The 22,739-nt window shown below is 50.0% G+C and carries 21 protein-coding genes; 11 read left to right on the top strand and 10 right to left on the bottom strand.

Annotated features, from left to right (window positions below):
- Window positions 1-179 precede the first annotated feature (179 nt).
- The 3 genes from EKM84_RS08035 (at window position 180) to EKM84_RS08025 (ending at window position 1,694) form a co-directional block, all read left to right on the top strand.
- The gene (locus EKM84_RS08035; RefSeq protein ID WP_125765247.1) at window positions 180-479 is read left to right on the top strand and encodes an AbrB/MazE/SpoVT family DNA-binding domain-containing protein; all 300 of its coding nucleotides are present in this window, start codon (window positions 180-182) and stop codon (window positions 477-479) included.
- Window positions 469-825, top strand: a complete 357-nt coding sequence (locus EKM84_RS08030; protein WP_125765246.1) for a hypothetical protein — start codon at window positions 469-471, stop codon at window positions 823-825. The genes EKM84_RS08035 and EKM84_RS08030 overlap by 11 nt, the downstream gene beginning before the upstream one ends.
- A gap of 194 nt (window positions 826-1,019) precedes the next feature.
- Window positions 1,020-1,694 (top strand): matrixin family metalloprotease, encoded by a 675-nt coding sequence (locus EKM84_RS08025; RefSeq protein WP_125765245.1) that lies wholly within the window; start codon window positions 1,020-1,022, stop codon window positions 1,692-1,694.
- 278 nt (window positions 1,695-1,972) lie between these two features.
- Here the strand turns inward: EKM84_RS08025 and EKM84_RS08020 are convergent, their stop codons facing one another.
- A complete protein-coding gene (locus tag EKM84_RS08020) occupies window positions 1,973-3,355 on the bottom strand; it encodes an MDR family MFS transporter (protein WP_125765244.1) in 1,383 nt (460 codons plus the stop codon).
- Window positions 3,356-3,452: 97 nt separating this feature from the next.
- Here EKM84_RS08020 and EKM84_RS08015 point away from each other — a divergent pair, with 97 nt between their 5' ends.
- Window positions 3,453-4,037: a TetR/AcrR family transcriptional regulator gene (locus tag EKM84_RS08015; RefSeq protein ID WP_125765243.1), complete on the top strand. Its 585-nt coding sequence runs from the start codon at window positions 3,453-3,455 to the stop codon at window positions 4,035-4,037.
- Window positions 4,038-4,096: 59 nt separating this feature from the next.
- Here EKM84_RS08015 and greA read toward each other — a convergent pair whose 3' ends face one another.
- Entirely contained in the window at window positions 4,097-4,582 is a 486-nt protein-coding gene (greA, locus tag EKM84_RS08010) for a transcription elongation factor GreA (protein WP_125765242.1), read from the bottom strand.
- Window positions 4,583-5,458: 876 nt separating this feature from the next.
- Here greA and EKM84_RS08005 point away from each other — a divergent pair.
- The 5 genes from EKM84_RS08005 to EKM84_RS07985 all read left to right on the top strand — a co-directional run bounded on the left by EKM84_RS08005 (window position 5,459) and on the right by EKM84_RS07985 (window position 11,602).
- Entirely contained in the window at window positions 5,459-5,887 is a 429-nt protein-coding gene (locus EKM84_RS08005; RefSeq protein WP_125765241.1) for a hypothetical protein, read from the top strand.
- A gap of 508 nt (window positions 5,888-6,395) precedes the next feature.
- The gene (locus EKM84_RS08000; RefSeq protein WP_125765328.1) at window positions 6,396-7,151 is read left to right on the top strand and encodes a response regulator transcription factor; all 756 of its coding nucleotides are present in this window, start codon (window positions 6,396-6,398) and stop codon (window positions 7,149-7,151) included.
- Between the two features lie 13 nt (window positions 7,152-7,164).
- Entirely contained in the window at window positions 7,165-8,481 is a 1,317-nt protein-coding gene (locus EKM84_RS07995; protein WP_225418173.1) for a GHKL domain-containing protein, read from the top strand.
- A 4-nt stretch (window positions 8,482-8,485) separates the two neighbouring features.
- A complete protein-coding gene (locus tag EKM84_RS07990) occupies window positions 8,486-9,811 on the top strand; it encodes a sensor histidine kinase (RefSeq protein ID WP_125765239.1) in 1,326 nt (441 codons plus the stop codon).
- A gap of 1,050 nt (window positions 9,812-10,861) precedes the next feature.
- Window positions 10,862-11,602, top strand: coding sequence for a glucose 1-dehydrogenase (locus EKM84_RS07985; protein WP_125765238.1), 741 nt, complete (start codon window positions 10,862-10,864; stop codon window positions 11,600-11,602).
- A 563-nt stretch (window positions 11,603-12,165) separates the two neighbouring features.
- Here EKM84_RS07985 and EKM84_RS07980 read toward each other — a convergent pair.
- The 3 genes from EKM84_RS07980 to EKM84_RS07970 form a co-directional block, all read right to left on the bottom strand.
- Window positions 12,166-13,056: an RluA family pseudouridine synthase gene (locus tag EKM84_RS07980; protein ID WP_125765237.1), complete on the bottom strand. Its 891-nt coding sequence runs from the start codon at window positions 13,054-13,056 to the stop codon at window positions 12,166-12,168.
- Window positions 13,057-13,120: 64 nt separating this feature from the next.
- Window positions 13,121-13,576, bottom strand: a complete 456-nt coding sequence (locus tag EKM84_RS07975; RefSeq protein WP_125765236.1) for a universal stress protein — start codon at window positions 13,574-13,576, stop codon at window positions 13,121-13,123.
- 166 nt (window positions 13,577-13,742) lie between these two features.
- Window positions 13,743-14,711 carry a cation diffusion facilitator family transporter gene (locus EKM84_RS07970; protein ID WP_125765235.1) on the bottom strand — a complete coding sequence of 323 codons (969 nt, stop codon included), beginning with the start codon at window positions 14,709-14,711 and terminating at the stop codon, window positions 13,743-13,745.
- 419 nt (window positions 14,712-15,130) lie between these two features.
- Between EKM84_RS07970 and EKM84_RS07965 the strand changes: the two genes are divergently transcribed.
- Window positions 15,131-15,808, top strand: a complete 678-nt coding sequence (locus tag EKM84_RS07965) for a hypothetical protein (RefSeq protein WP_125765234.1) — start codon at window positions 15,131-15,133, stop codon at window positions 15,806-15,808.
- A gap of 19 nt (window positions 15,809-15,827) precedes the next feature.
- Here the strand turns inward: EKM84_RS07965 and EKM84_RS07960 are convergent, their stop codons facing one another.
- The 5 genes from EKM84_RS07960 to EKM84_RS07940 all read right to left on the bottom strand — a co-directional run bounded on the left by EKM84_RS07960 (window position 15,828) and on the right by EKM84_RS07940 (window position 21,690).
- Window positions 15,828-17,636 carry an oligopeptide ABC transporter substrate-binding protein gene (locus EKM84_RS07960; RefSeq protein ID WP_125765233.1) on the bottom strand — a complete coding sequence of 603 codons (1,809 nt, stop codon included), beginning with the start codon at window positions 17,634-17,636 and terminating at the stop codon, window positions 15,828-15,830.
- 139 nt (window positions 17,637-17,775) lie between these two features.
- The gene (locus EKM84_RS07955) at window positions 17,776-18,726 is read right to left on the bottom strand and encodes an ABC transporter permease (RefSeq protein ID WP_125765232.1); all 951 of its coding nucleotides are present in this window, start codon (window positions 18,724-18,726) and stop codon (window positions 17,776-17,778) included.
- A 14-nt stretch (window positions 18,727-18,740) separates the two neighbouring features.
- Window positions 18,741-19,706, bottom strand: a complete 966-nt coding sequence (locus EKM84_RS07950) for an ABC transporter permease (protein ID WP_125765231.1) — start codon at window positions 19,704-19,706, stop codon at window positions 18,741-18,743.
- Window positions 19,706-20,680: an ATP-binding cassette domain-containing protein gene (locus EKM84_RS07945; RefSeq protein ID WP_125765230.1), complete on the bottom strand. Its 975-nt coding sequence runs from the start codon at window positions 20,678-20,680 to the stop codon at window positions 19,706-19,708. The genes EKM84_RS07950 and EKM84_RS07945 overlap by 1 nt, the downstream gene beginning before the upstream one ends.
- Entirely contained in the window at window positions 20,677-21,690 is a 1,014-nt protein-coding gene (locus EKM84_RS07940; protein ID WP_191988075.1) for an ABC transporter ATP-binding protein, read from the bottom strand. The genes EKM84_RS07945 and EKM84_RS07940 overlap by 4 nt, the downstream gene beginning before the upstream one ends.
- Window positions 21,691-22,131: 441 nt before the next feature.
- Here EKM84_RS07940 and EKM84_RS07935 point away from each other — a divergent pair, with 441 nt between their 5' ends.
- The gene (locus tag EKM84_RS07935) at window positions 22,132-22,596 is read left to right on the top strand and encodes an Rrf2 family transcriptional regulator (RefSeq protein WP_125765229.1); all 465 of its coding nucleotides are present in this window, start codon (window positions 22,132-22,134) and stop codon (window positions 22,594-22,596) included.
- The last annotated feature ends 143 nt before the right edge of the window (window positions 22,597-22,739 follow it).

Raw genomic sequence — 22,739 nt, 5'->3', positions numbered from 1 at the left:
TGGGCGGGTGCCTTTTTTGGTGAATTCTGAAGGACATCGGTGGCTATCAGGTGGAAGCAAGCGTAAAGGGTGAAATAAAGCCGACAACAAGGTACAATGGCCTACAGTATGTTAGTATGATGTAAAACGTCAAACGGTAAAGTGAAGATTGTCAGGATGGGCCAAAGGAGCTAATTGTTATGGAAAAGATTAAGCGAGATTTAGTCAATCGAACCTTTGAGGTGAAAGTTTCTCCTAAGGGCCAAATTGTGATTCCGGCAGATATTCGTAAAAAAATAAATTTGACTGGTGGAAATACATTACAAGTTAGCCTTACAGAAAATGATGAGATTAGTATCAAAAAGACACCAACGGCTCTTGATTGGGCGAACCTTGTCGCTGAGGGCTCCGTCGAAAAGGTTGAATTTAAGCCAGATGGGACTGTCGATGCTGCTAAATCGCCTAATTTTGCGGCTTGGATGGCTGAAGATGACGAGTGAGGGACAGTTTCACCTCATGGATGTGGTGATTGCTGAGGTCCCGTATGATGACGGCAAATCATTTAAGACACGGCCAGCACTGGTCGTCATGATGGATGGCCAGGAAGCTGCGTTCTATAAGATAACCAGTAAGTATGCGGAAAAGTCAGTGCAGATTCAAAAACGCTATTTTCCACTCGAATTCTGGCGCGAAGCAGGGCTAAGTAAGGCTTCGTATGTAGATGTGCACCGGGCATATGTGCTAGCGACAGACTATATGATGCAACGACCACCATTGGGCAAGCTGGCACCAGAGGACCGTGATAATCTGTTCCAATTTATTACGGATTTACGTAAAAATAGTTAGGATCTATCCGTAATTGGTCACCTAAATCGGGTTGATGAGGCAGCTACCTGGTCCATTTGGACTGGGCGGGTGCCTTTTTGGTTGAGACGCTATGATTCCGGAAAGTAGTGTGGTATAACTGGTTAATGGCATAACTGGTCACGGCGGGGAATCATGGTCCGCGACCGAACTGGAAATGGATAGGGGACGACGGTATGCGTCGAGGTCGGGTTTTAGTATTAGGTATATTAGTGGGATTATTGTTAATCGGGTTGGGGTATCGGAGTGGACGGTTGCCACAATTAACCGCGGCCATCGATCAGATTCGGGGTGGCAACGCCCTTGGATCACCGCAGGACCCAACGATTACGCACGCGGCATCCGTGAAGGTGCCCAAGGACGCCACGCCCATCGTGGATATCGTGCAGGGCGTGGGCCTGTCGAAAACGTATTATTACCGGTTCAGCGACCAGCTACCGGCGGACGGTAAGCAAGTCTTTGCCGACGCCGTTCAGGTCTATAATCAGACGGGTATCGTGCATTTAGTTGAAAATTCGGGCTGGTCGGGCGCGGGTCATAACCAGATCACCTTTTCTGTGTATCACAAGAAGATGGCCAAACAGGCCGCAACGGTGGAGCTGGGTCACGGGGGTCCCGAAATCATTCAGACGAATGATGGCTGGGGTACCGACAGTGAAAATCATGCGGAGGCTAGCCTCAATGGCGATTATTCAGCCGCCTATACGGATGCCGTGGCCGTCCATGAACTGGGGCACGCGCTGGGCTTAGACCACAGTAAGTCGCGCAAGTCGGTGATGTATCCCATTGCTCACGGTCAGACCCGGTTATCGCGCGGGGACTTGAAGAGCCTGAAGCTGATTTATCAGTAAAAATTGATGGGGTATTTGTTGGTAAACCTTGGGTGAACATGGTAGACTATAGCCATCAGAAAAGGCCCGTGTCTGTTAAACACCGGTCTAGTCTGTGAAAGCTAGCCGTTGAGACAACGGTAACTGATCAAGATTGACTCATGGAGCGAGTCTTCCCTAACCTGCTAAAGTTAGAGGGAAGGCTTATTTTTTTTAAAATGCAAAGGTACCGCGACAGGCCAGTGGGGCTGGTTTTGTCGGGGTACCTTTTTGAATCGATATTTTACAGTGCAATTCACCTAGCGCTTCGCCACGCCATGACTTAAGAACCAAGCGGGCAAGGCCGTAACGGCGATAAACCCAACTGACCACATGAAGGCGGTCTGGTAGGCTGCATTGAGGCCGACGCTGGGAAGTTCGTGTTGGATGATGGTGGCGAGGACCGCGGTCCCCATGGCGCCACCGATATTTTGGAGCATCCGGGAGGCCGTGGTCGCTTCCGCAATCAGATTTTTCGGCAAACCGGTATAGCTATCGGCCATCACCGGAATGGTCAGGCCGCCTTGCCCAATTCCGCGGATAAAGAGAACCGCCAAGAGGAGCCAAGTTGGCGTCTGCGCCGTGAAGAAGACGAAGGGGAGCGTTCCGGCGATGGCGACGAGGATGGCGGCGAGGACGACCCAGCGAGCACCGATGTTGTCGGTCAGTTTGCCAATTTGGCTGCGGGAAACCAAGAGACCCAGTCCCTGCGCAATCAGATAGGTTCCGGACCAAACTACGCTGAGGCCGCGGGTATTTTGCAGGTAAAGGGGCAACAGGAACATAGCACCATTCACGGCAATCCCGGACAACATTAGGATGATGGCCGAGGCGTCGAAGGTTGGCGACTTGAAGAGGGCCAGGCTGATCAGCGCTTGGTTAGGTCGGTACCAAGCGTAGAGAATGTAACCGATTAGGAGGGCGAGTGCCAACAAGAGTGGCGTTAACACCTTGGCCGATGTGAAAGTGGCGCCGGTACTGAAACGCGTAATGCCAATGATGGCGGCGGTGAACAGGCCCGCCAGCAGACTCAAGCTGGGCAGGTCGAGGTGCTTGCCCCGTTTGCTTGCCGGAAAGTTAGGCATTTTCCACCACAAGAGGGCGAGAGAAAGCAGGACAATGGGGATGTTGATGAGAAAAATCCAGTGCCAGTTGCCCGCTTCAATCAGGTAACCGCCCACGGTTGGCCCCAGGATTGGGATCAACACGGCGGGCATGCCCACGATGGCCATCAATTTGCCCAGGCCCTGGCTACCAGCGACCTGTACAATCAGGGTGGTAATCAGTGGGACCACGACGCCGGCCGCGGCACCCTGGATGATACGGCCAATGACTAGGAGCGGGAGCGTCGTTGCCCAGCTAGACAGAATCGAGCCTAGGAGAAAGACGACGAGTGCGGAGAGGTACAGGCGTTTGCCGTCGAACCAGTTGGTTGCCCAACCTGCGATGGGGACGGTGATACCCATGGCCAGCACGTAACTGGTGGTGACCCACTGAACGGCGTTGACGGAAACGTGCAACGACTGCATAATAGTGGCTAAGGCAACGTTGGTCATGGTGGTGTCGAGTAGTGGGGCAATGGCCCCGACCACTAGGAACAGCGCGATTTGAATAATGTTTTTCGTTGAAGGCTTTTGGGTCATACGAATCACCTGACTTCTTAAATTAGATACGGCCGTATCTTATATTTGAGAATACTACACCCTACCTCGGTGAAAAACAAGGGAGAACGATGCATTTATGCCAGAAAATAAAAAACGACGGCGCGGGGCCGACCTAGAAAATGCCATCCTGACCGCGGCTTGGGAACAATTACAGGAAAAGGGTTATCAAAATGCCACGATTGAAGGTGTGGCGGCAGCGGCGGCGACCACCAAGACGGTGTTGTATCGGCGGTGGCCCGACAAGGCCCATCTCATGATTGCGGCGCTGATCAAGTTCGGTGAGTTGCCGGACTATCAGGTGCCAGACACTGGGAGCCTGCGTAGCGACCTATTTGCCCTGTTTGGCCAGATGGCGGCCTTTTTGGACCGATTGAACGGGGAAACACTGCGGGGATTGTTGGCCGATCGGTTGCGTAACCTGGAGTTAGGGGAGTTACTGAGTCGGGCTAACACCACCGACACGTTGAAAACCTTCCTGCGGCCGCTATTGGTCCGGGCAGCCGACCGGGGGGATATTCCCCAACGCGAGTGGTCTGACCGGGTCATTAATTTGCCGGGTATTCTATTGTTAAACGAAGTCATTGGGCAGCAGACGTTGACCGTCGCCGCCCAGACGGAAATGATTGATGAAATTTTGTTGCCAGTTTACGGCGCAAAATAAAAAACGCACCGGCCTGTCGCGCTAGGCGGCCGATGCGGTGCGTTTAACATGGTATACTACTAATGGGATAAGGGACGTTCAAGGTCGACGGCAACGATTTGCACGTCGTAACTGGCGTTGGGCGCCTGAATAGTGACCGTTTCGCCAGGATGATGTCCCAGTAGGGCCTTGCCCAGCGGCGACACCCGGGTGATTTTCCCTGCCTCGAGGTCGGCTTCTTGAGTGCCAACCAGTTGGTAAACGGCCTGGTCATCGTCATCCATAAAGGTCACGGTGACCCACTTGCCGAGCTCGACCTGGTCGTTAGCGGCGGGGTTGACGACCTTGGCATACTGGAGCTGTTTATTGAAGAACCGCAGCTGACTTTCTAGGTGGCGTAGGTCTCGTTTAGCGGCGGAATATTCCGCGTTTTCTGAAAGGTCCCCGTGCGCCCGGGCCTCAGCTAGAATCGCAATCTTTTCGGGACGGTCGGCTTCGAGGGCCGCAATTTTTGTTTGCAGCTCTCGGTAGCCGGCCGCTGTGATGGGGTTAAAGTCTCCTGCCATCGTATCACCTCAATTTACATATTTATTTGTTGCGCATTGCCGGTCTGGTGAAAACTGGTCCTGGCCGCGTCCGTTCCCGGCGGTGAGCTCAAGGCGCCCTGCTGTGGGGCCGGTTCCAGCCAAAGGGCGGTCTGGAACCTCAACTTTGAGCCAAAAGGCGGTCTCAAAGGTTGTCCCATGCTCTAAACTGAGAAAGTTCGCTCAGTTAAGACCATCGATACAGCTGGTCGCCTTGGCTCACCTCTGGTCACTTCCACGACCGGCCCAGTTTTCCCAGACCGGTGGCTGACATGGATTTAGCTCGTTCCGTTCTGTGCATCGGTTGTCTGGGCTATTGATTCGCCTTATCTGGCGGTTGGTTAATTGAGATTGAGGTCAAGACCACCGACACAGCCGATCACTTTGATCTGCCTCTGGTCACTAACAACGACCTAGATGGTCTCAGTTTTCCTAGATTTGCGGCTGACACTGGTTTAGCACGTCAACGAATCGTGCTCAAGGGGGCCAGCTTGTTTAATATTGGCGTAATCTTCTGTGAAGCGAATCAGTTAGTCGAGAACATGAATAGTAAAACGCTACGTGGTTCAGCCAGCTGACAATGATTGGCTAGTCTCAGCGACCAGAGGCGGGCCAGGGTGCCCAGCTGTGTCGGTGGACTTAGCTGAGTGATTTGCTCAGGTTAGTCCACGGGACAATCTTTGAGACCGATTCTCAGGCTCAAAGTTGAGGTGGAAGACCGCCTCTCAGGCTGGAACCGGCCCCATAGCAGGGCACCCTGAGCCCGCCGCCGGGAGCGGCCTGATCCAACACATCGCCAACTGGCCAACCGCAGTTCCATTTTAACGAACGATTTGGAAAAAGAAAAGGAGTCACCTCATGAAATTATCCGTACAGTATTGGGTCAAACAAACCGGGATCGGTCTGATTTTTACCCTGATCTTTATGTTACTCGGGCACCTCAACTATGCGCAGTGGCGCCTGATACCGGGGATGTCGATTGCCGACTGGTACTTCCTGGTCTGCCTGTTGTGCTTTGCCTTTGCGAAGTGGGTCATCCTCGAAGACAACCGGGATGTGAAGGCCCCCACAATTCGCCGGCGGCGGAAACGGGGACTGAAAAAAGCGAGTGATGATACGGCCTCCGTCTATGAGAAAATGGCCAAGCCAGCGCGCGCCCCGCGACTTCAGGCAGCGCCGAAAACGACACTGAAGTGGTATTGGTTAGTCCTGCTAGACATCGTGCTCGCCTTCACGAGCCCACTGATTTTAGGGGGATTCATCACTTATTCACTACGGCACAATTAAATTGTGTGATTTTTTCAAGCTTTAACGTGCGTTAAATGACGTTTTTGCGACTTCCTCCCTTATTGAGGCGTTTCATGTTAAAGTAGTAACAGTTGGAAGAGGTCAGTTTTACGGCAACTGATTTTGCCAGTCAATCGGTTAAAGTATACGTGAATAACGGGTTAACATGATTGAGGGGCATCCACTGGTTATCTAATCAGATATTGTCGGCCTGACAGTGCGTCAGAATGAGTTGTCACTTAGGTTAATGGCGTTTTGAAGATTTGACCAATGTGCTGAAGAGTAAGTAGTGGTTATCGGAGGCCTAAGGGACACGAGTAGTTAGAACTTGGGGGAGTGCTAATTTGCCGACTGGAATTAAATAATCCACTTAGAAGAGGGCTACCAAGACTGGTGGTTCTTTTTTATGCCTAGAGGGCACCGCAAAACGATTGCAAACAAGTCAATTTCAAGGTACATTAGTGGGTAATAGGTACTGTGCAAGACTAGTTGAAAGGGTGTGATAGTTGTGTTGGCCGTTTACCTTTGTGAAGACAATCCTGAACAGTTGAAACATTATACGGATGTGGTTCAGCGTTACATTTTGATCAATGATTATGATATGCAGGTCGTCTGTGCGACAGCGAGTCCAGCAGAGTTGTTGCATCAGTTGACGATTGACCCGCCGGAGTATGCACTATTTTTCTTAGACATTGAATTTCCCGCTGAACAGATGTCGGGGTTAGAGACCGCCATTGCCATTAGAAAACAACTGGGATTCGCCGAAATCGTCTTCGTGACGACCCACTCGGAAATGGCGTTGTTAACGTTTGAGCGGAAGGTAGAGCCAATGGACTTCATCGTGAAGGACCTTGGGCGCGAGCAAATCGACCAGAAACTCCGGGAAAATATCGATTACGGGTATGAGCGCTATACCAATTACTTAAGCAATACGGAAAACCTCTTCAGTTACATGATTGGTGGCCGGAATTTTAGCCTACCAATGGGTGATGTTTATTTTGTGGCGACCGCGGAGACGCCGCACAAGGTCACGGTTCACGCGGCCAGCCAATTGGTTGAGTTTCCTGGATTTCTGAAGGAAATTGCGGATCAGTATCCGGAGCTTTATCGAACGGACAAGAGTTTTCTGGTCAACTTGGCTAACGTGAGCGGCATCGACGAAGTGAATCGTCAACTGCTTTTCCCCAATGGGGACCGAACGGACGTGGCGACCCGGCGTTTTCATGAGGTCAAAACGCTGGTGCAGAAACATCTGAAGGCTTGAAAGGGTGACAGGCGTGCACGTCTTTGACACACATTTTTGGATAAACTTGGTGCTGGCCGTGACCATGCAGTGGTTCATCACGCTTTGGATCGGGGTCATCCGGCCACAAAACTGGAAACTTCCCCTCAAGTGGATTGGATGGGGCCTGATTCCGGCTGTCATCGGTGAATCCTGGGCCCTGATTCTGCCGCCACTGAGCGCGCTGCTATACTTAATGCACCACCGGCCGCGGATGACGGTGATTTTTGTCAACGCGACCATCGTGATTTACTTAGTCGTGGTGCTGGTAAACGACGTGGTGCGGGCCGTCACGATTGAATTGTTTGGCTTTGCCACGAGTCAACTGCCACTGGTGATTGCCTGTCGCCTCATTTTTCAACTGGCTATCTATAGTTTGTTCTCGATTGCCGTGACGGGGATGCGCCTGCAACCTGGGAACTTGGAACGACTGGCCTTTAATCGGAAGGAACAGGTGACGGTCATGTCCTTGCTGATCAGCCTGGGGGTTCTAGCACAATTGTCCTCAACCATCATTCACCGGCTGGCCATCACCCACGCAATGATGACGTTTGCGCTGAGCGTGGAACTGGTGATGATCCTGTTGATCAGTACCAGTCTGTTTTTCTTCCTGCAAAGCTTTTTCCACCGGCAACGGGTCCGGGCCTTGTACCAGGAAACGTTGCTGCGGACGCGTTATGACCGGCGAATTTCCAATCAAGTCCGGGCCATTCGCGAGTTCAAACAGATTTATCAAAAACAGATGTTACGGCTGGGCGACTACCTGGACGCCAAGGATTACCAAGGGCTAACGGCCTATTATCAAACGCTGAATTCGCGTTGGCAGGCGACCAGCCACCTGGCGGGCATCGAAGAGGAGGGGCTGCAACGGTTAAACGACCCCGCCCTAAAGAGTCTGCTCTTTCAGAAAATATTGGCCGCGCAGAATCGGGGTTTGTCGTTGCGGCTTGAAGTGCCGACTGCCATTCGTAGTCTGCCCATGGACAGCGTGCTATTGTTGCGCGTGATGGGAATTCTGTTGGATAACGCCATCGAAGCCGGCGCCGTTGCTGGGCGGACGGCTATTTACTGTGCCGTGTTGGATTATCCCGATGCCGTTGAGCTGGCAGTGGCTAATCCGGTGTCGACCACCAATCCGCCGAAGATTAATGAATTTATGACAGCGGGGTACACGACCAAGGGTGAGGGCCACGGTCAGGGCCTGAACACGGTTCGAGAAATTGTCGATGAGACACCTAATGCGGCCCTACAGATTGCTTTGAAACGCGGGATGCTGTATCTGACGCTGATTTTAACGAAGCCGGGGAGATGAGCACGTGATTACGGTGAGTCAATTGAGCCTGGGGCTGGCGGATTACTCGATGAGCTTCTGGTTCGTCCTGTTTCAATACTATTGGTTCCCACAATTGTTGCCGATGAAGCACACATCGTTGTACTGTGCGCTAATTGCGGCAGCCTATACGACGGTCGACCTACTAAATCCTTTTACGGCGCATAGCACGCTCCTGGGGGCGTTGCCCGTCATTTTGCTATTAGGCTTTGAATTCGCCGTGATGGGATTGCGGCACCAATGGCAGTATCTGCCGGCGTTTATCGATGTGACCATGCTGGCCTATTTGTTGATTGAATTCATTGATATGATGATGATTGCCGGTGCGATTGCCTTGACCGGAAAGGTGTTTGCCGCTAGTTTCTGGGGAACCTTGATTGAATTAGTGATTAATAATATTATTTTTGCCGTGATTGGCTCCGGCCTGTGGCTGACTAGAGCGCCGATGGAAAATTTGATTCAAGATATCGTGGGGCGCTCAATGGAATACCTGTTTCTGGCTTTCATGTCGGTGCTGGGCGTGATTTACATTTTATTCGAGTATTCCTTACAAACCCTGCAAGACTCGGAGTCCTACCTGGTTTTTCTGGGCGGCATCGCGGGCACTCTGGTGGTTGGCCTGACGTTGAGCACGTACATGCTGATGCAGACCCACTTACAAACGGAGCACACACGATTTCAGACCGATCAACGAAAATTTCGGGAGCAGTACACGACGGAATTGAACCGGCAAATGGGAGCGGTCCGCAAATTTAATCATGACTATCAAAACATGTTATTAGGCTTAGGGGGCTACCTTGCGGATCAAGATTACGAGGGCTTTCGGCAGTTGTATATCGACATCCGCTCGGGCTGGGAAACCAGCAATGCCGCGGATCTGACGATTGAGGACCTGGTCAATGTTCCCAGTGCGGCGCTGCGATATCAGCTTTATCATAATTATTTATTAGCCCAGCAGCAGGGTGTTCAGCTCTTCGTTAAGGTACCCGAGCCCCTCACAGCGACGGTGATAACGCTAAAGGATATGGGTCGAATCGTGGATGCGGCCTTGCCACCAGCGTTACCCGTGCTAGGCAAGCGCCAGCCGGCCATCGTGACGTTTGAATTGAAGGAGACGGCAAAGGAACTGCGGTGGTCGCTGACCTTTCCGGTGCCCGGGGAGGCCCAGTTAGACGGGCATACCCGAATCATGGCTGAAGATGGAATATTAGATTTTTCTAATGCTCACGAATTGTTACCGGCTAAAGCGGTGCTGACTTTGCAGATGAAACTCCATTGGGGCCAATTAAGTGTGGCCCTACCGAAGGACTAGCTGAAGTAACCGGGGCCTTGGAGTATTCACAAAGTCAGCATGCAAAATCGTTTACAGAATGGTTTCGTTCGAATAAACTAATTGTCTGAAAACGCTTGCATTTCTACACCCATCTGATATACTAGGTCTTGTAATACCAATCAATCTTTCAGGGAAGTCGGAAAATAAAGTGATTTTGCGGGTTCTCGACATTGTGAAATTACTCTCAATCTTTACGATTAGGAGGAACTTCACGGCACAATTAGTTTTAACTAACTAAAAGTGATTTGAATTGCTCAATACTACATATTGAGATTATGGCTGATTTGAGTGACAGCGTTATCCTGACTACAAACTGTGATTATGTTGAATGCTCTAATGATGCTAGTGGGAGTCGGAGAGTGGTTACTCCGGCTTTTTTTGTTGTATAAGAAAAGAGTGCGGAGCGAGCCGCTTAGACTCTGAGCATTAACGTGGCTAAGGGAATATCCCCGGGCTTGGGATATTTCCTTAGCCGGGTTAAGCGCAGGAGTCTGGCTCGCGGAGCACGTTTCGGAGGCCGCCAGGACCAGGATGCTATGGCGAGAGATAGTCAGACGGTCCAAAGCAGTTTCAGCAGAAGACTCTGGGATATTTTCTTAATGGTGTTAAGCGGAGGGAGCTGCCTTGCGGAACACGTTTCGGAGGCCGCCAGGATAGGGATAGTTTGGCGAGAGCCAGTCAAACGAACCAAACCAAAATACAGATCATAAGCCCGGAGTTATTTATTTGACCTTATGAACACTAATCGGCTAAATATAAAACTAAAAACCCAGTCAAAACAGCTAAAAAGTAAATCGCCCACACCGATAAAAGTCCAATTCAGTAAATGCCAAAAGTACTGGTGACGACTTGGCATCAACCGCAATTTCCAGTCGTCAAAGCGAGAAAGTAATTAAACTACCAATACAATCACACCTTTTACGGCACTATCCAATCAAGAATAAAGCGTTTTCGCTAGTGCACACAATTTCTTCGGTATAGACTGTGGCTGTTTCAAGCAGTTCACTAAATAAGAGAAGAGGAAATGTTATGGCTCGTTTAGCAGGTAAAGTTGCGATTGTTACTGGTGGCGTCAAGGGAATTGGATTGGCTTCGGCGAAAGCCTTTGCGCGTGAAGGTGCCAAGGTCGTCATCACGGACATCGACGATAAGGGCAGTGAAGCAGCCTTAAAGGAAATCGGTCCGGATCAAGCCATCTTTGTGAAACAGAATGTTGCCAAGGAAGCGGATTGGGAACCCGTCTTTGCCGCTGCAGAAGAAAACTTTGGTGCGGTCAATATCCTGATGAATAATGCGGGGATTTTACACTTTGACAACGCCGAGGAGATTGAAGAAGCTGATTGGCATCGCGTTCTCTCGGTCGACTTAGACGGCGTCATGTTTGGCGTCAAGCACGGCATTGCCCACATGAAAGCCAAGGGCGGATCCATTATTAATTTGTCATCCATTGCCGGATTGATTGGGATTTCTAACCTATTTGCCTACAACGCAGCGAAGGGTGGCGTACGGATGCTAAACAAATCCGCGGCCCTCTACTGCGCAGAAAAGGGGTACGCCATCCGGGTCAACTCGATTCACCCAGGGTATGTTCACACACCAATAGTTGACGCCTACCCAGAAATGCGGAAATCGCTGGAAGATCTACACCCCATGAAGCGGTTAGCCCAAGCCGATGAAATTGCCAACATGGCTCTATACCTAGCCTCAGACGAGTCCTCCTTCTCAACGGGAGCGGAATTCGTGGTCGACGGTGGGTACACGGCACAATAAGATTGTGATGAGACTGTTGCGTAATTAGTTGGCATACTTGAGAAAATCAGACTAGTATTTTCGCAAAATGTACAGCTAAAGTCGTATGTTAGTCGATTGGTTAGGTTTGGTGCCAATCGTAGCCGCAGGACCCAGGGATGGAGCCTGCTGTGTCGATGGTGTTAACGACTGTCTCTTAGTCGTTTACAGCATGGGACGACTTTGAAGACACGCGATTTTTGTGGCTTCAAAGCGAGGTGGAAGCCCGTACTTTGGCTGGAACCGTGCCCCACAGCTGGCGGAATCCCTGGAAGCCGGAGGCGGACAGATTACGCCAAGGAAATCTAACCCAAATTAAAAGTGTTACTGGACTCCGCATAGTCCGGTAACACTTTTTTGATGCTAAAGTAGGTTAAGAATTCCCCAGATCAATAAGATGGCTAATAGAAGCAATAAAATAATCAGAGAAACGCGTGGTAGCCAACGCATCGAATCCCCCCTAAGCCGCTCAACTAATCTCAGTATAACAATAAAAAAGGTTAACGGCTACAATCGTCTAAATCGTCCAAATTTTGACGATAATGCTAATCTTGGTGAAATTGGTCAAAATCAGCAGGTACGGGGGCCGTTACGGTCGTTTCCCCCTGATTGAGGGTAAATGGTTGGGGGAATCCCAAACGCCAACAGTGGAGCCGTAAGCGGTCTTTGCTGGGCGGACCATAAAGCGGGTCGCCAATCAGCGAGTGTCCCGCCGCGGCCAGGTGTACCCGTAGCTGATGGGTTCGCCCGGTTTCTAACCAGAGTTTGACGAGCGTGGCGCTGGTCCGGTGTTCGAGGGCTTCGTAGTGGGTGACCGCGGACTGGGCGTGAACGCCGTTAACTAGGCGTTTGCGCTTGTCTTCGGGGTCGCGACCAATGGGGTCCGTGAAGGTGCCACCACCAGTCAGCTGACCGTGTACCCAGGCCAGATAGGTTCGATGAACCCGCTTTTCGGCAATGTTGCGCACCATAATTGGCACAACGGCGGGCGTTTTGGTCATCAGGAGGGCCCCAGTAGTTTCTTGGTCCAACCGGCTGAGGATGTAGGGCCCGGGGGCGTCTGGTCCCAAATAGGCGGCGACGTGATTCAAGGTCGTACCGCGTTCCCAGGGTAAATTGGGGTGGGTCTTACTGCCACGAGTCTTGTTGACGACAAGGAGGTCGGCCGTTTCGTAGAGCACGCTAACGGTCGCAGCGCTGTCGGGCCAGACGTCGGGGAAGGGTTCCTTGAAGTCCGTGGGCACAAACGTCAGCGTGACGGTCTCGCCACCGCTTACCAGCTGGTTCATGGAGCGGTACATGCCGTTGACTAGCACGCGTTGGTGAATGCGCAGGTCGTGGACCAGGTGACTAGGTAGGAGCCAGGCCGTCAGCAGTTTTCGCAGTGGCTGTGCGGGTTGCGTGGTGGGTAGGTTAATTTCGTAGGACCAGTGCATGGCAAACTCCTTTCGACAAAAATAAGGCCGGGAACCAGTCCCGACCTTACGTTGATGGTCAAATTTACTTGATATTTTCAGGCTTGACGATCAGCACGTCGCAGATTGCGGAACGGCTGACGTAGTTGGTTACAGAACCGACCATTAAGCGTTCAACGGCCGTCAAACCAGTTGAACCGATCACAATCAATTCGGACTTGTGGTCAGCAGGGAATTCCCGTGCAATAACGGGCTTGGGATTCCCAAACCGCACGTGAATGCTGACGTCGGGAACCCCGGCATCAATCGCCTGTTGCTTCAAGGCGTCGAGTCGATCCTGAACGTCTTGGGAAAGCTTGTAGATGACGTCGCCACTAACGGCACCGCCATAGGTATCGCTAAATTGGTTCACTTCGAGCACGTTTAAAATGTCTAAGTGGGTCTTGTTGCGCTTAGCGACTTCGATTGCTTTTTCTAAGACTGGTTGGGTTGCCTTGGAACCGTCAACGGGAACCAGAATGTTCTTGTATTGTTGTAACATATGGAATGCCACCCCTTCACGAGTCATGTTAAAACTTTACCTTAACTATATCATTTATTGCCGAGAGTGTAAGCATTTTATTCCTGAAAGTGCTCTTGAAAAGTGATGAAAAGGCCGTGGGGTGGGCGCATTTGCAGAAAGTAAAAAATTCTGACGGGACTGGCCGTTAAAGCCGATTAGCCGGAATGACCATCAATGCAGTCGCAGCGACGTTAAACCGCTGTTTCATTAAAATGTTAATTTTGCGGGTCAAGTCGTAGATAGTGGCCGCCGTCATTTGCGGGTTCACGGCGATGGTGACGCTGACCATAATCAAATTGCCATCGTAGTAGGCCTTGAGGAAGACAACGGACTGGACGTCGGGCATCTGTGCGATTTGAGTACGATAGGCTTTTTCCAAGGCGGGGTCAAAGTAGTCAACTAGATTCAGCGTACTGTTGCGAAAAATTTTTACACCGGTCCCCAGGATGTAGAGGCCCAAAATTAGACTGGCAACGCCGTCAATCCAGGTGGCATGGAGCCAAGCGATGCCGAGAATCGTCAGGACCGTCACGAGACTGGTCAGTGCGTCGGTCCAGGAATCACGGGCGGCCGCTGCGAGGGCGGAATTACTGAGCACACGGGCCCAATGGTGATTGGTCGCCCAGAGAAAAAACAGAATCAGACTAGAAATGCCCGCACCCATAACGGTAAGGCCAGCTTCCAGGTGATAGGTCGGTCGTTGAATCAGAACCATGGCGGCCTGGTAGACGACGCCCGCAGCGATTACGACCATCACGAGTCCCGCAATCAGCGTATAGATGGTCTCGAAACGAAAGCGCGACTGCTGAATTCGCGGGCCAATAGCGTGTTGTTCTTCGGGAGAAATGGGGGCGCCCCACATGTCATCGTCATCCGTTTTGGCCGCAATGTACAGGCCAGTCATTAACAGGCCGGTCGAAAAAATTCCAGACAGGTTATTGAAGGCATCGGCTCGTAAGACCTGAGAGTGGCCAATCTGGGCGCAAAAATATTCCACCAAGAAGAGTCCCAGGTAGGCGGCAACGTTTGTCCAGAGGTGATGGTGGGCCCGTCGGAGATTGGTGACGGCTGCTTGTTGGACCTGTTCCCAGCCGGGGGAGTGAATGGCATTCATGGCAATCACCTTCTCATTGAAATTGGCGCTTAGTATCGTCCAAAATAGGTGCTGAGGCAAGTAAAACCAGGCCGTTAGGGAAGTCGTCAAACCAATGATAACGAAATAAATATGGGGACAAGTGAAGTCACCTGATTTTAAGTAGCTAAAGATAAGGTTAGCGGCCTTCATTAAGTACAATAATCGTTATAAACGCTGTCAGAACAAGCTTTTAACCCTTGGCAAACGAAAGCGAATCACGTATAGTCGCACCTATAAAGAGTTAAGAAATTGAGGGGGAATGACCGATGACGGGAGGATCAGAGTTAGCGTGGACCGATGCGATTTGGACCTTTGTGAAGGTCGGCCTGGTGCTGATTTTTCTGAGTGGTATGGTCTGGCAGTTTCGCCACCGACGCAAGTGAAAAGGGGATGCAGGGATGTTGAGAAAAGAAATGTGGCAGTTCGCGGGACAGCACTATCTACGACTGTGGGTTCTGGTGATGGCGTTACTGCTGACATTGATAGCAGCGGGCTTTCAGCTTAAATATCATGTGGCGGCCTTGGGTGGCTTGGATACGTTAGCGGTGATGTTGCCTGGCTTGATTTTGAGTACGACGCTCAGTAATCGAGAAGCGTCGTTGTCACCAATGACGCGGTTAAGCTTGGTCGCACTGATTAGTGCTGGCTATTTGGTCTTGCTGGGCGGTGGGTTATTTCTATTGCTGCAATTACCCTGGACCAATCCATTGACGGTAGACACCGCAACGATGACAGCTCTGGCATATGGCGGGGCCACGGCGTTACGGGGATTGGGCGTTATCTGGTTACTCCTAGTGAGCGTCGGGACCCTTCAGCTGATTGTAGGGCTGTATTTTCGCCGACTACCTAGCATTGTTCCGTGTGTTGTTCCGGTTCTAGGGCTAATCACTCACGGCATTCTCTCCCTGACGGCAGTACCGTGGAGCTATTCGGGCGTCTTTGCCATGGAATTTATGCTCATGCTGCCGTTCCTGACAATTGCGGGAACGGGGAGCCTGGTGGCGGTCTACCTGTATCTGGTGACACACAAAAACCGCCGAATCCCGAAAGATTCGACGGTTCATCTGAGTGAATAGCCCAACTGATTCTAGAAGATTACTTTAAGCTTGAAGAAGTCAAACTCAAACTGCTCCAGAACTCGTTGTTCTTAGGACCCATGTCAAAGCCCTTAACCCGCTTGTTCACTGGACCCCAGTTGTAAGAGAAGGAACCAGGAGCAACGGCGGCTTGGTCGTTCATGTATTCTTGCCATTCCTTGAAGGCCTTGGTCCGGTAAGCATCGTTCCAAGCCTTGTTGTTGTTCATCTTGTTCATGAGTTCAGTGTTCTTCTTGGAAACGAAGTGACCCATGTTGTAGGTTGCGTCTTCACCGTACAGTTGCGTAGGAGTTGGTTCTGATGATAAGCCCCAGGCAGCGGCGTAAACGTCAATCTTGCTTTGCTTTGGTGATTGTAACGTGGAGTAGAAGCTGTTCATTTCCATCGTCTTACCACCAGTGAATTGTACATCCAAGCCAACCTTGTGCCATTGTTGCAGGTAGTCTTGGTATTCAGCAGCTTGAGCTGAGGTCCCAGTCATGGCACCGAAGTAGATGGTTAACTTCTTGCCATTAGGATCTGAACGCCACTTGCTACCGTTACGCTTCTTGTAACCGGCGTCAGTCAGTAACTTGTTAGCCTTCTTGATGTTCAGTGGGTAACCCTTAGCACTAGCGTCGTAGTACTTGTCGAAGATTGGTGGAATCAGGGTGTTGGCACGCCAAGTAACCCCGTAACCAAACTTCTTCGTAACGGCGTCTTGGTTTAAGGCGTACATCATTGCTTGACGCAAACTCTTGTTAGCCATCTTGCTGTTCTTGTCCATGACATTCTTTTGAGTCTTCGTGTCGTAGTGACCAACGTTGAAACCAAAGTAATCATAAGAAAGGGCAGGTTGACCAACTAACTTGTAGTTCTTCACGTTCTTCAATTGCTTGTAGTCAGTCCCATGCATAATGGAACCAGGAACGGTGAAGTCGTACTTGCCAGATTGGATGGCCTTGTCGATGTTGTTAGAAGAAACCACGTTGATGCTGATGTGCTTGATTTGTGGTGTCTTACCGTAGTAGTACTTGTTTGGTGACCAAGTGGTTGATTCACCTTCAACGACCTTATCCAGCTTGTAAGCACCCGTGAAGAGTGGGGCCTTCCGAACTTGACTGGATGAAGCTAACTTAGCAATTGGGACGTTCTTGATGTATTCGTAAGGTTCAACGGTTCCCCAGATGAAGGAGTTCCCAGAGTACTTCATGGCTGGGGTCACGCTGTCTAAGTGAATGACAGCAGTCCGGCCCTTTTGACCATCGGGATAGGTGATCCCGGAAATGGTCTTGGACTTACCAGTGTGGTAGGCAGCCATCCCTTTGATGTGGTTAAAGTCAGCAGAGTATTGTTGAGAAGTCGTCTTTGGGTTAGCGATAACTTCGTAGGCGTATTCAATGTCCTTAGCGGTAACCTTAGCGCCGTTAGACCACTTAGCATCGCTCCGTAACGTAACGGTGACAGTCTTAGCCTTCCGGTTGATCTTTTGGTTAGCCAGCCCACCATCGACGATCTTGTAGTTCTTGTCAACTTTCCAAAGACTGTCAGAACCACCAGGTGCGAAGACGTCGGCATCTTCAGAGTTGGTAGCTAAGACGGGATCAGAAATCCCTTGGAATGGTGAGTCGTTTGGTTCTGCGACCTTCAATGTACTGTTCTTCGTGGCGGTCTTGTCGGTTGCTTTCGTGTTGTTATAAGCTGGTGAGAGCTTAACCGAAGCAGCCGTCCCGCTCTTGCTGGATGAACTCTTGTTGCTGGAACATGCAGCGAGGCTAACAGTCGCTAAGACTGCCATCGCTGACAATGCGAGTTTTTTCTTATCCATGCTATGTTTCCCCCTTGTTTTTAAAATCCTCATTTTAACGCCAATTGGTTCCCCTCAGAATCAATCGGTAAAGCGGTAACGCAACAGATGAACGTGTGACATTGAGTGGCACCATCTCCTCAAATGGGTTAAATTTCATCTAGTCGGCGGCCCCTTGTCGTTGCGAAGCATCCGCAGCACGACGAAGGACTTGACCGACGTAGCTAATTGATAAACAAAGAATGATAATTTCTAACGCAGCGGGTAACCAAGTCCACCAGTATTGAGTGATGTTGTTCGGGTCGTTAGCGTTAGCAATCATGGTCCCTAGGGAAGGCGTCTGGCTTGGTAGTCCGAAGCCCAGGTAGGAAAGCCCGGTTTCAACCCCGATGTTTTCGGCGAAGGATAACGTACAGTCAACGATAATCAATGACGAGATGTTCGGCATGATTTCGCGGAAGATAATCTTCCAGTGATTGGTCCCAGAAGTTCTGGAGGCAGAGACGTAATCCTTTTCCGATTCGGCTAAGGTCCGTGAACGAATCAGCCGTGACGTCCCTTCCCAGTAGAAGATGGAGAAGATCAACGTCAAAGTTACGGAGTTGTAGTGGGGGATGATGGTTACCAGAACAATGATCATCATGGTCATAGGTAACATCATCATGAAGTCGTAAACCCGTTGCATGCCCCAGTCGATGTAGCCGTTGAAGTAACCGGAAATCAAGCCCCAGCAAATCCCAAAGGTAGAGGAGATAATGGTTAATCCAATAGCAATCCCGATAGAGTTACGGGAGCCCACAATCAACTGTTTGGCAACGGAACGACCACCAGAGTCAGCGCCCAACCAGTAATCCGATGTAAACGGCTGGTTGAAGTAACCCATGATGTTTGTCTCCATCATTTTAGGGGTGTTGATGAATAAGGCCCCAATCATAACGAAGAGAATGAAACCAACAATAATGAAGAGTGCAGCCATAGCCGGTTTGTCGGCCTTGAATTCGCTCCAAATAATTTTAGCCGTGGAAGGCGTGGCTTCAGCCTGCGCTTCCTGTGTTAAACGGGCCAAATCAGCTGCGGAAACGTCTGAGTGTTGTTCAAAATTTTCTGCCATTCTGTTTAGCCTCCTTATTCAATCCGAATTCGTGGATCGACAATACTCAAGATAATGTCTGACAACAACGTCCCAATTAAGTTTAAAATCCCGTAAATGAGGACCAACGCGGTGATAACCGTGTAGTCCCGGTAACTAATCGAGTTCACGAACAACAGGCCCATCCCAGGATAAGAGAAGACGGTTTCGGTAAAGATAGAACCGTTCAGTAACCCGGTGATGGAGTAACCAGCGAACGCGGCGATAGGTAACAGGGAATTTCTGAAGATATGGTGACGGTAGATATCCTTGCTAGGAACCCCTTTGGAACGTGCGGTCCGCACGTAGTCAGAGCCCTTAGCGTCAATCACTTCGGAACGCAAGTACTGGACGATGTTAACGGTCCCGAACAAGGCCCCTAAGATACCTGGCAAGAGAATGTGGTAGAACCGACTGCCAATTGTCTGTAGCCAGCCACTCCCGCTTGCTTCGGCCGAGATTGACCCGGTCGTTGGGAACCAACCAAAGACGTAACCGAAGATCCAAATCCCAATAACTAAGATAACGAAGAAAGGGATGCAGTAGGTCACGTAGGTGTAGACCCGGATGATGGTATCAGGTAATTTACCTTCATGCCGACCGGCGAAGACACCCATTGGTAAGGCGAATGCGTAAGTTAAGATCATGGTGAAGAGGGCCAACCATAAGGTGTTACCGGCCCGACCAGCAATCAAACGGGTTACGGGTTCTTGGTATTGATAGCTGTTCCCTAAATTACCGTGGAACAAGTGGACAACCCATTGCCAATATTGTTGGTACCAAGGGTCATACAGCCCGTTGATCTTCATCAAATGGTGAATCTGTTGGGGGTCAGCCTTAGGGTTGATCGACCCGGTAAATGGGTCACCAGGCATCGCCTTAGCGAGGAGGAAGACCAGGATACTTAGGATAATAACTTCTGGAATCATAATTAAGAAACGACGGAGAATTGTTTTCCACATTAGGCCTGCACCTCCCCTTCCTGGCTGGCAAGTTGTTTGGCGATGTTTTCAGGCAAGGCCACCGCATGGGTGGGGCTGACCTGAATCAACGGAAAGGCTTCTCCGTTTTCGTCATAGTATTTGCTTTGCTGTTCTTGGTAGATTTTTTCAACGGCCAGCCGGGAAGCACGGTGAGCCGCCCGTTGGTTAACGTTCGTTTCGGGGATGGCAGCCAGTAGCCGTTTCGTGTAGATATGTAACGGGTGGTTGTAGATATCCTCTCGCGTGCCAATTTCAACTAAGCGACCGCGGTTCATGATGGCAATGTTATTGCACATGTGCCGAACAACCCCCAAGTCATGGGAGATAAACAGGTAGGAAATCCCAAATTCACGTTGAATCTTTTTCATAAAGTTTAAAACTTGTGCTTGAACGGACAGGTCCAAGGCTGAAACAGGTTCGTCAGCGATGATTAACTTCGGGTTCGTGGCGACGGCCCGAGCAACCCCAATCCGTTGCCGTTGCCCACCAGAGAATTGGTGAGGGTACTTGTACAGCGCATCAGCATCCAATCCAACAATATCAAGGAGTTGGAGAACGCGTAATTTTTCGTCGTCCTTGCTGAGGTGCTCGAAGTTACGAAGTGGTTCAGCAATGATATCTTCAATTCGTTTCCGGGGATTCAAACTGGAAAGAGAATCTTGGAAAATCATTTGGACGTCTTGGTTGTAGTCCAACTTGGTCCGGTTGGCTTTCTTGGTGATGTCAACGCCCTTGTACATAATGGAACCACTCGTGACTTTTTCCAGGCCAACGACTGATTTTCCAGTCGTTGATTTGCCGGAACCAGATTCACCAACCAAACCGTAAGTTTCTCCGGCCTCAATGTTGAAGGTGATGCCATCAACGGCCCGGACGGAATCGGTAATGCGGTTCCAGAAGCCGGTCCGAATTGGGTAGTGGACTTTCAGATCTTTGATTTCAATTAAGCTCATGCGGTCACGCTCCCCTTCTGATCTGGAAATGAAAATTCCTTGTAGCAGGTGCAACGAACTTCGTGGCCCGGCGCAACCTCATGCATGGTAGGATTTTCTTCGTGGGCACTGGCTGGCACCCAGGGAATCCGTGGGGCAAACCGATCGCCGGTGCTAGGCATCTTCTGAAGAGAAGGGACGTTGCCCTTGATGACATAGAGGTCATCGTTTTCGTTGTCTCGCTGAGGCATTGACCGCAGGAGAGAACGCGTGTAGGGGTGCTCTGGTGTGTTGAAGACTTGTTCTGCAGTGCCTTCCTCAACGATTTGACCCGCGTACATCACAGCGACTCTGTCGGCCGTTTCAGCAACGACACCCAAGTCATGAGTGATGAGGATGATGCCCGCGTGGTTTTCCTTTTGAATATCGCGGAGAACATCCAGAATCTGTGCTTGGATGGTCACGTCTAAGGCGGTTGTGGGTTCGTCGGCAATGATTAAGTCTGGCTTGCAGGCAATGGCAATCGCGATGATGACCCGTTGCCGCATCCCACCGGAAAGTTCATGAGGAAATTGATGAGCAGTCCGCTTGGGGTTCACAATCCCAACTTCATCGAGTAGTTGTAAAACCCGTTCGTGCTTTTCTTCCTTAGATAGGGAAGTATGGTAATCCATAACTTCACTAATTTGATCTTCAATGCGCTTCAGTGGATTCAAAGCGGATAATGGATCTTGGAAGATCATCCCAATCTTAGCGCCTCGGAAGTCGTTGTAGCCATCATCATCGAGCTTAAGAAGGTTGGTACCTTCAAAATCAATTTCGCCGGAAATTTTCGTTTCGGCTGGATCATGTAGACCCATGATCGTGGTGGCTAACGTACTTTTGCCACAACCTGATTCACCAACGATGGCGAGAATCTCGTCATGATGAACTTGGAGGTTAATGTGGGAGATGGCGTCGTAGAATTGGCCATTAATCTTGAAAGCCGTGCTGACGTCTTTGATGTTCAAAAAGTTTGATGCGGTTTCCACGGAAATCCCTCCCCAATGTATTAATTCTAATATATCTCTCATTTTTGAATAAAGCCCGGTGAATAAACGTCTTTTCGTATTCAATTCGGTCCTTAACAATAATTGTGTTTGATTATAGTTAATCAAATTCTCATTTACAACCCCAAATTTAAATAATCCGGCCATGAAATCTTCATAGAATCCTCACAAACTTTGCTATATCAATCATCGCAGACTATTCATAAAATGATAAAAAATTTAACCTAAAACCAAATAGTTGGATAATCCGCCTGCCAAACCACTAATTAATAGGATTAACCTATACACTCTATTGAAAAAATATGCATGTATATTCTGAATGAGAAAGTTCTTAGCATTTTGGTTTATACCTTCATTCCACTTCACAAGGTGTGGTATGATACCAGTAATAACTACAGAATTTTTGAAAGCGATGGCTGAACGATGAGATTAGACTTTTCTGTTGCAGTCCACAGCTTGCTTTACCTGGACGAAAATCGTCCCCGAAAAATTGCGAGCCGGGAGTTGGCAACATCCTTACAACTGAATGCGGTCATGATTCGAAATATCCTGTCCGTTTTGCACAAGCAGGGCTACATTGAAGGCTCTGTTGGTAAGAACGGGGGGTATCAACTGATTCGTGATCTTGCCGAAATCAACGTGGGTGAGCTGTACGATCTGACGATTCCGCCGACCATCAGCTATGCGCGGTTTATTACGGGTGACTCCAAGGGGACAAAGGCCAGCGATAATACGGATATTTCTGCGAACATTTCGCAAACATTGACGGACTTGTTTACGTTAGCTGACGAAGACTATCGCAAATTTTACCATCAATTTACGATGACCGACCTGAAGGAAGACCTGCACCAGCACGGTTTCTTCCGCAAGCTGATTAACCACGACTAGGGCTTTAATCAGTGAGCAGATTGCTGCCTTTTGGTAAGCAAAGCAGGTATAATATAGATGTAGATAAGGAATGGCGGCCACGGCCACCATTAATGTCGTCGGAGATCGCCCGGGGTGAACCTGGACGATTTTTTTGTATAAGA

The organism is Levilactobacillus mulengensis (assembly GCF_003946045.1).
Lineage (GTDB): Bacteria > Bacillota > Bacilli > Lactobacillales > Lactobacillaceae > Levilactobacillus > Levilactobacillus mulengensis.
The sequence above is the reverse complement of the archived record's forward strand: the minus strand, read 5'-3'. Positions and strand labels throughout refer to the sequence as shown.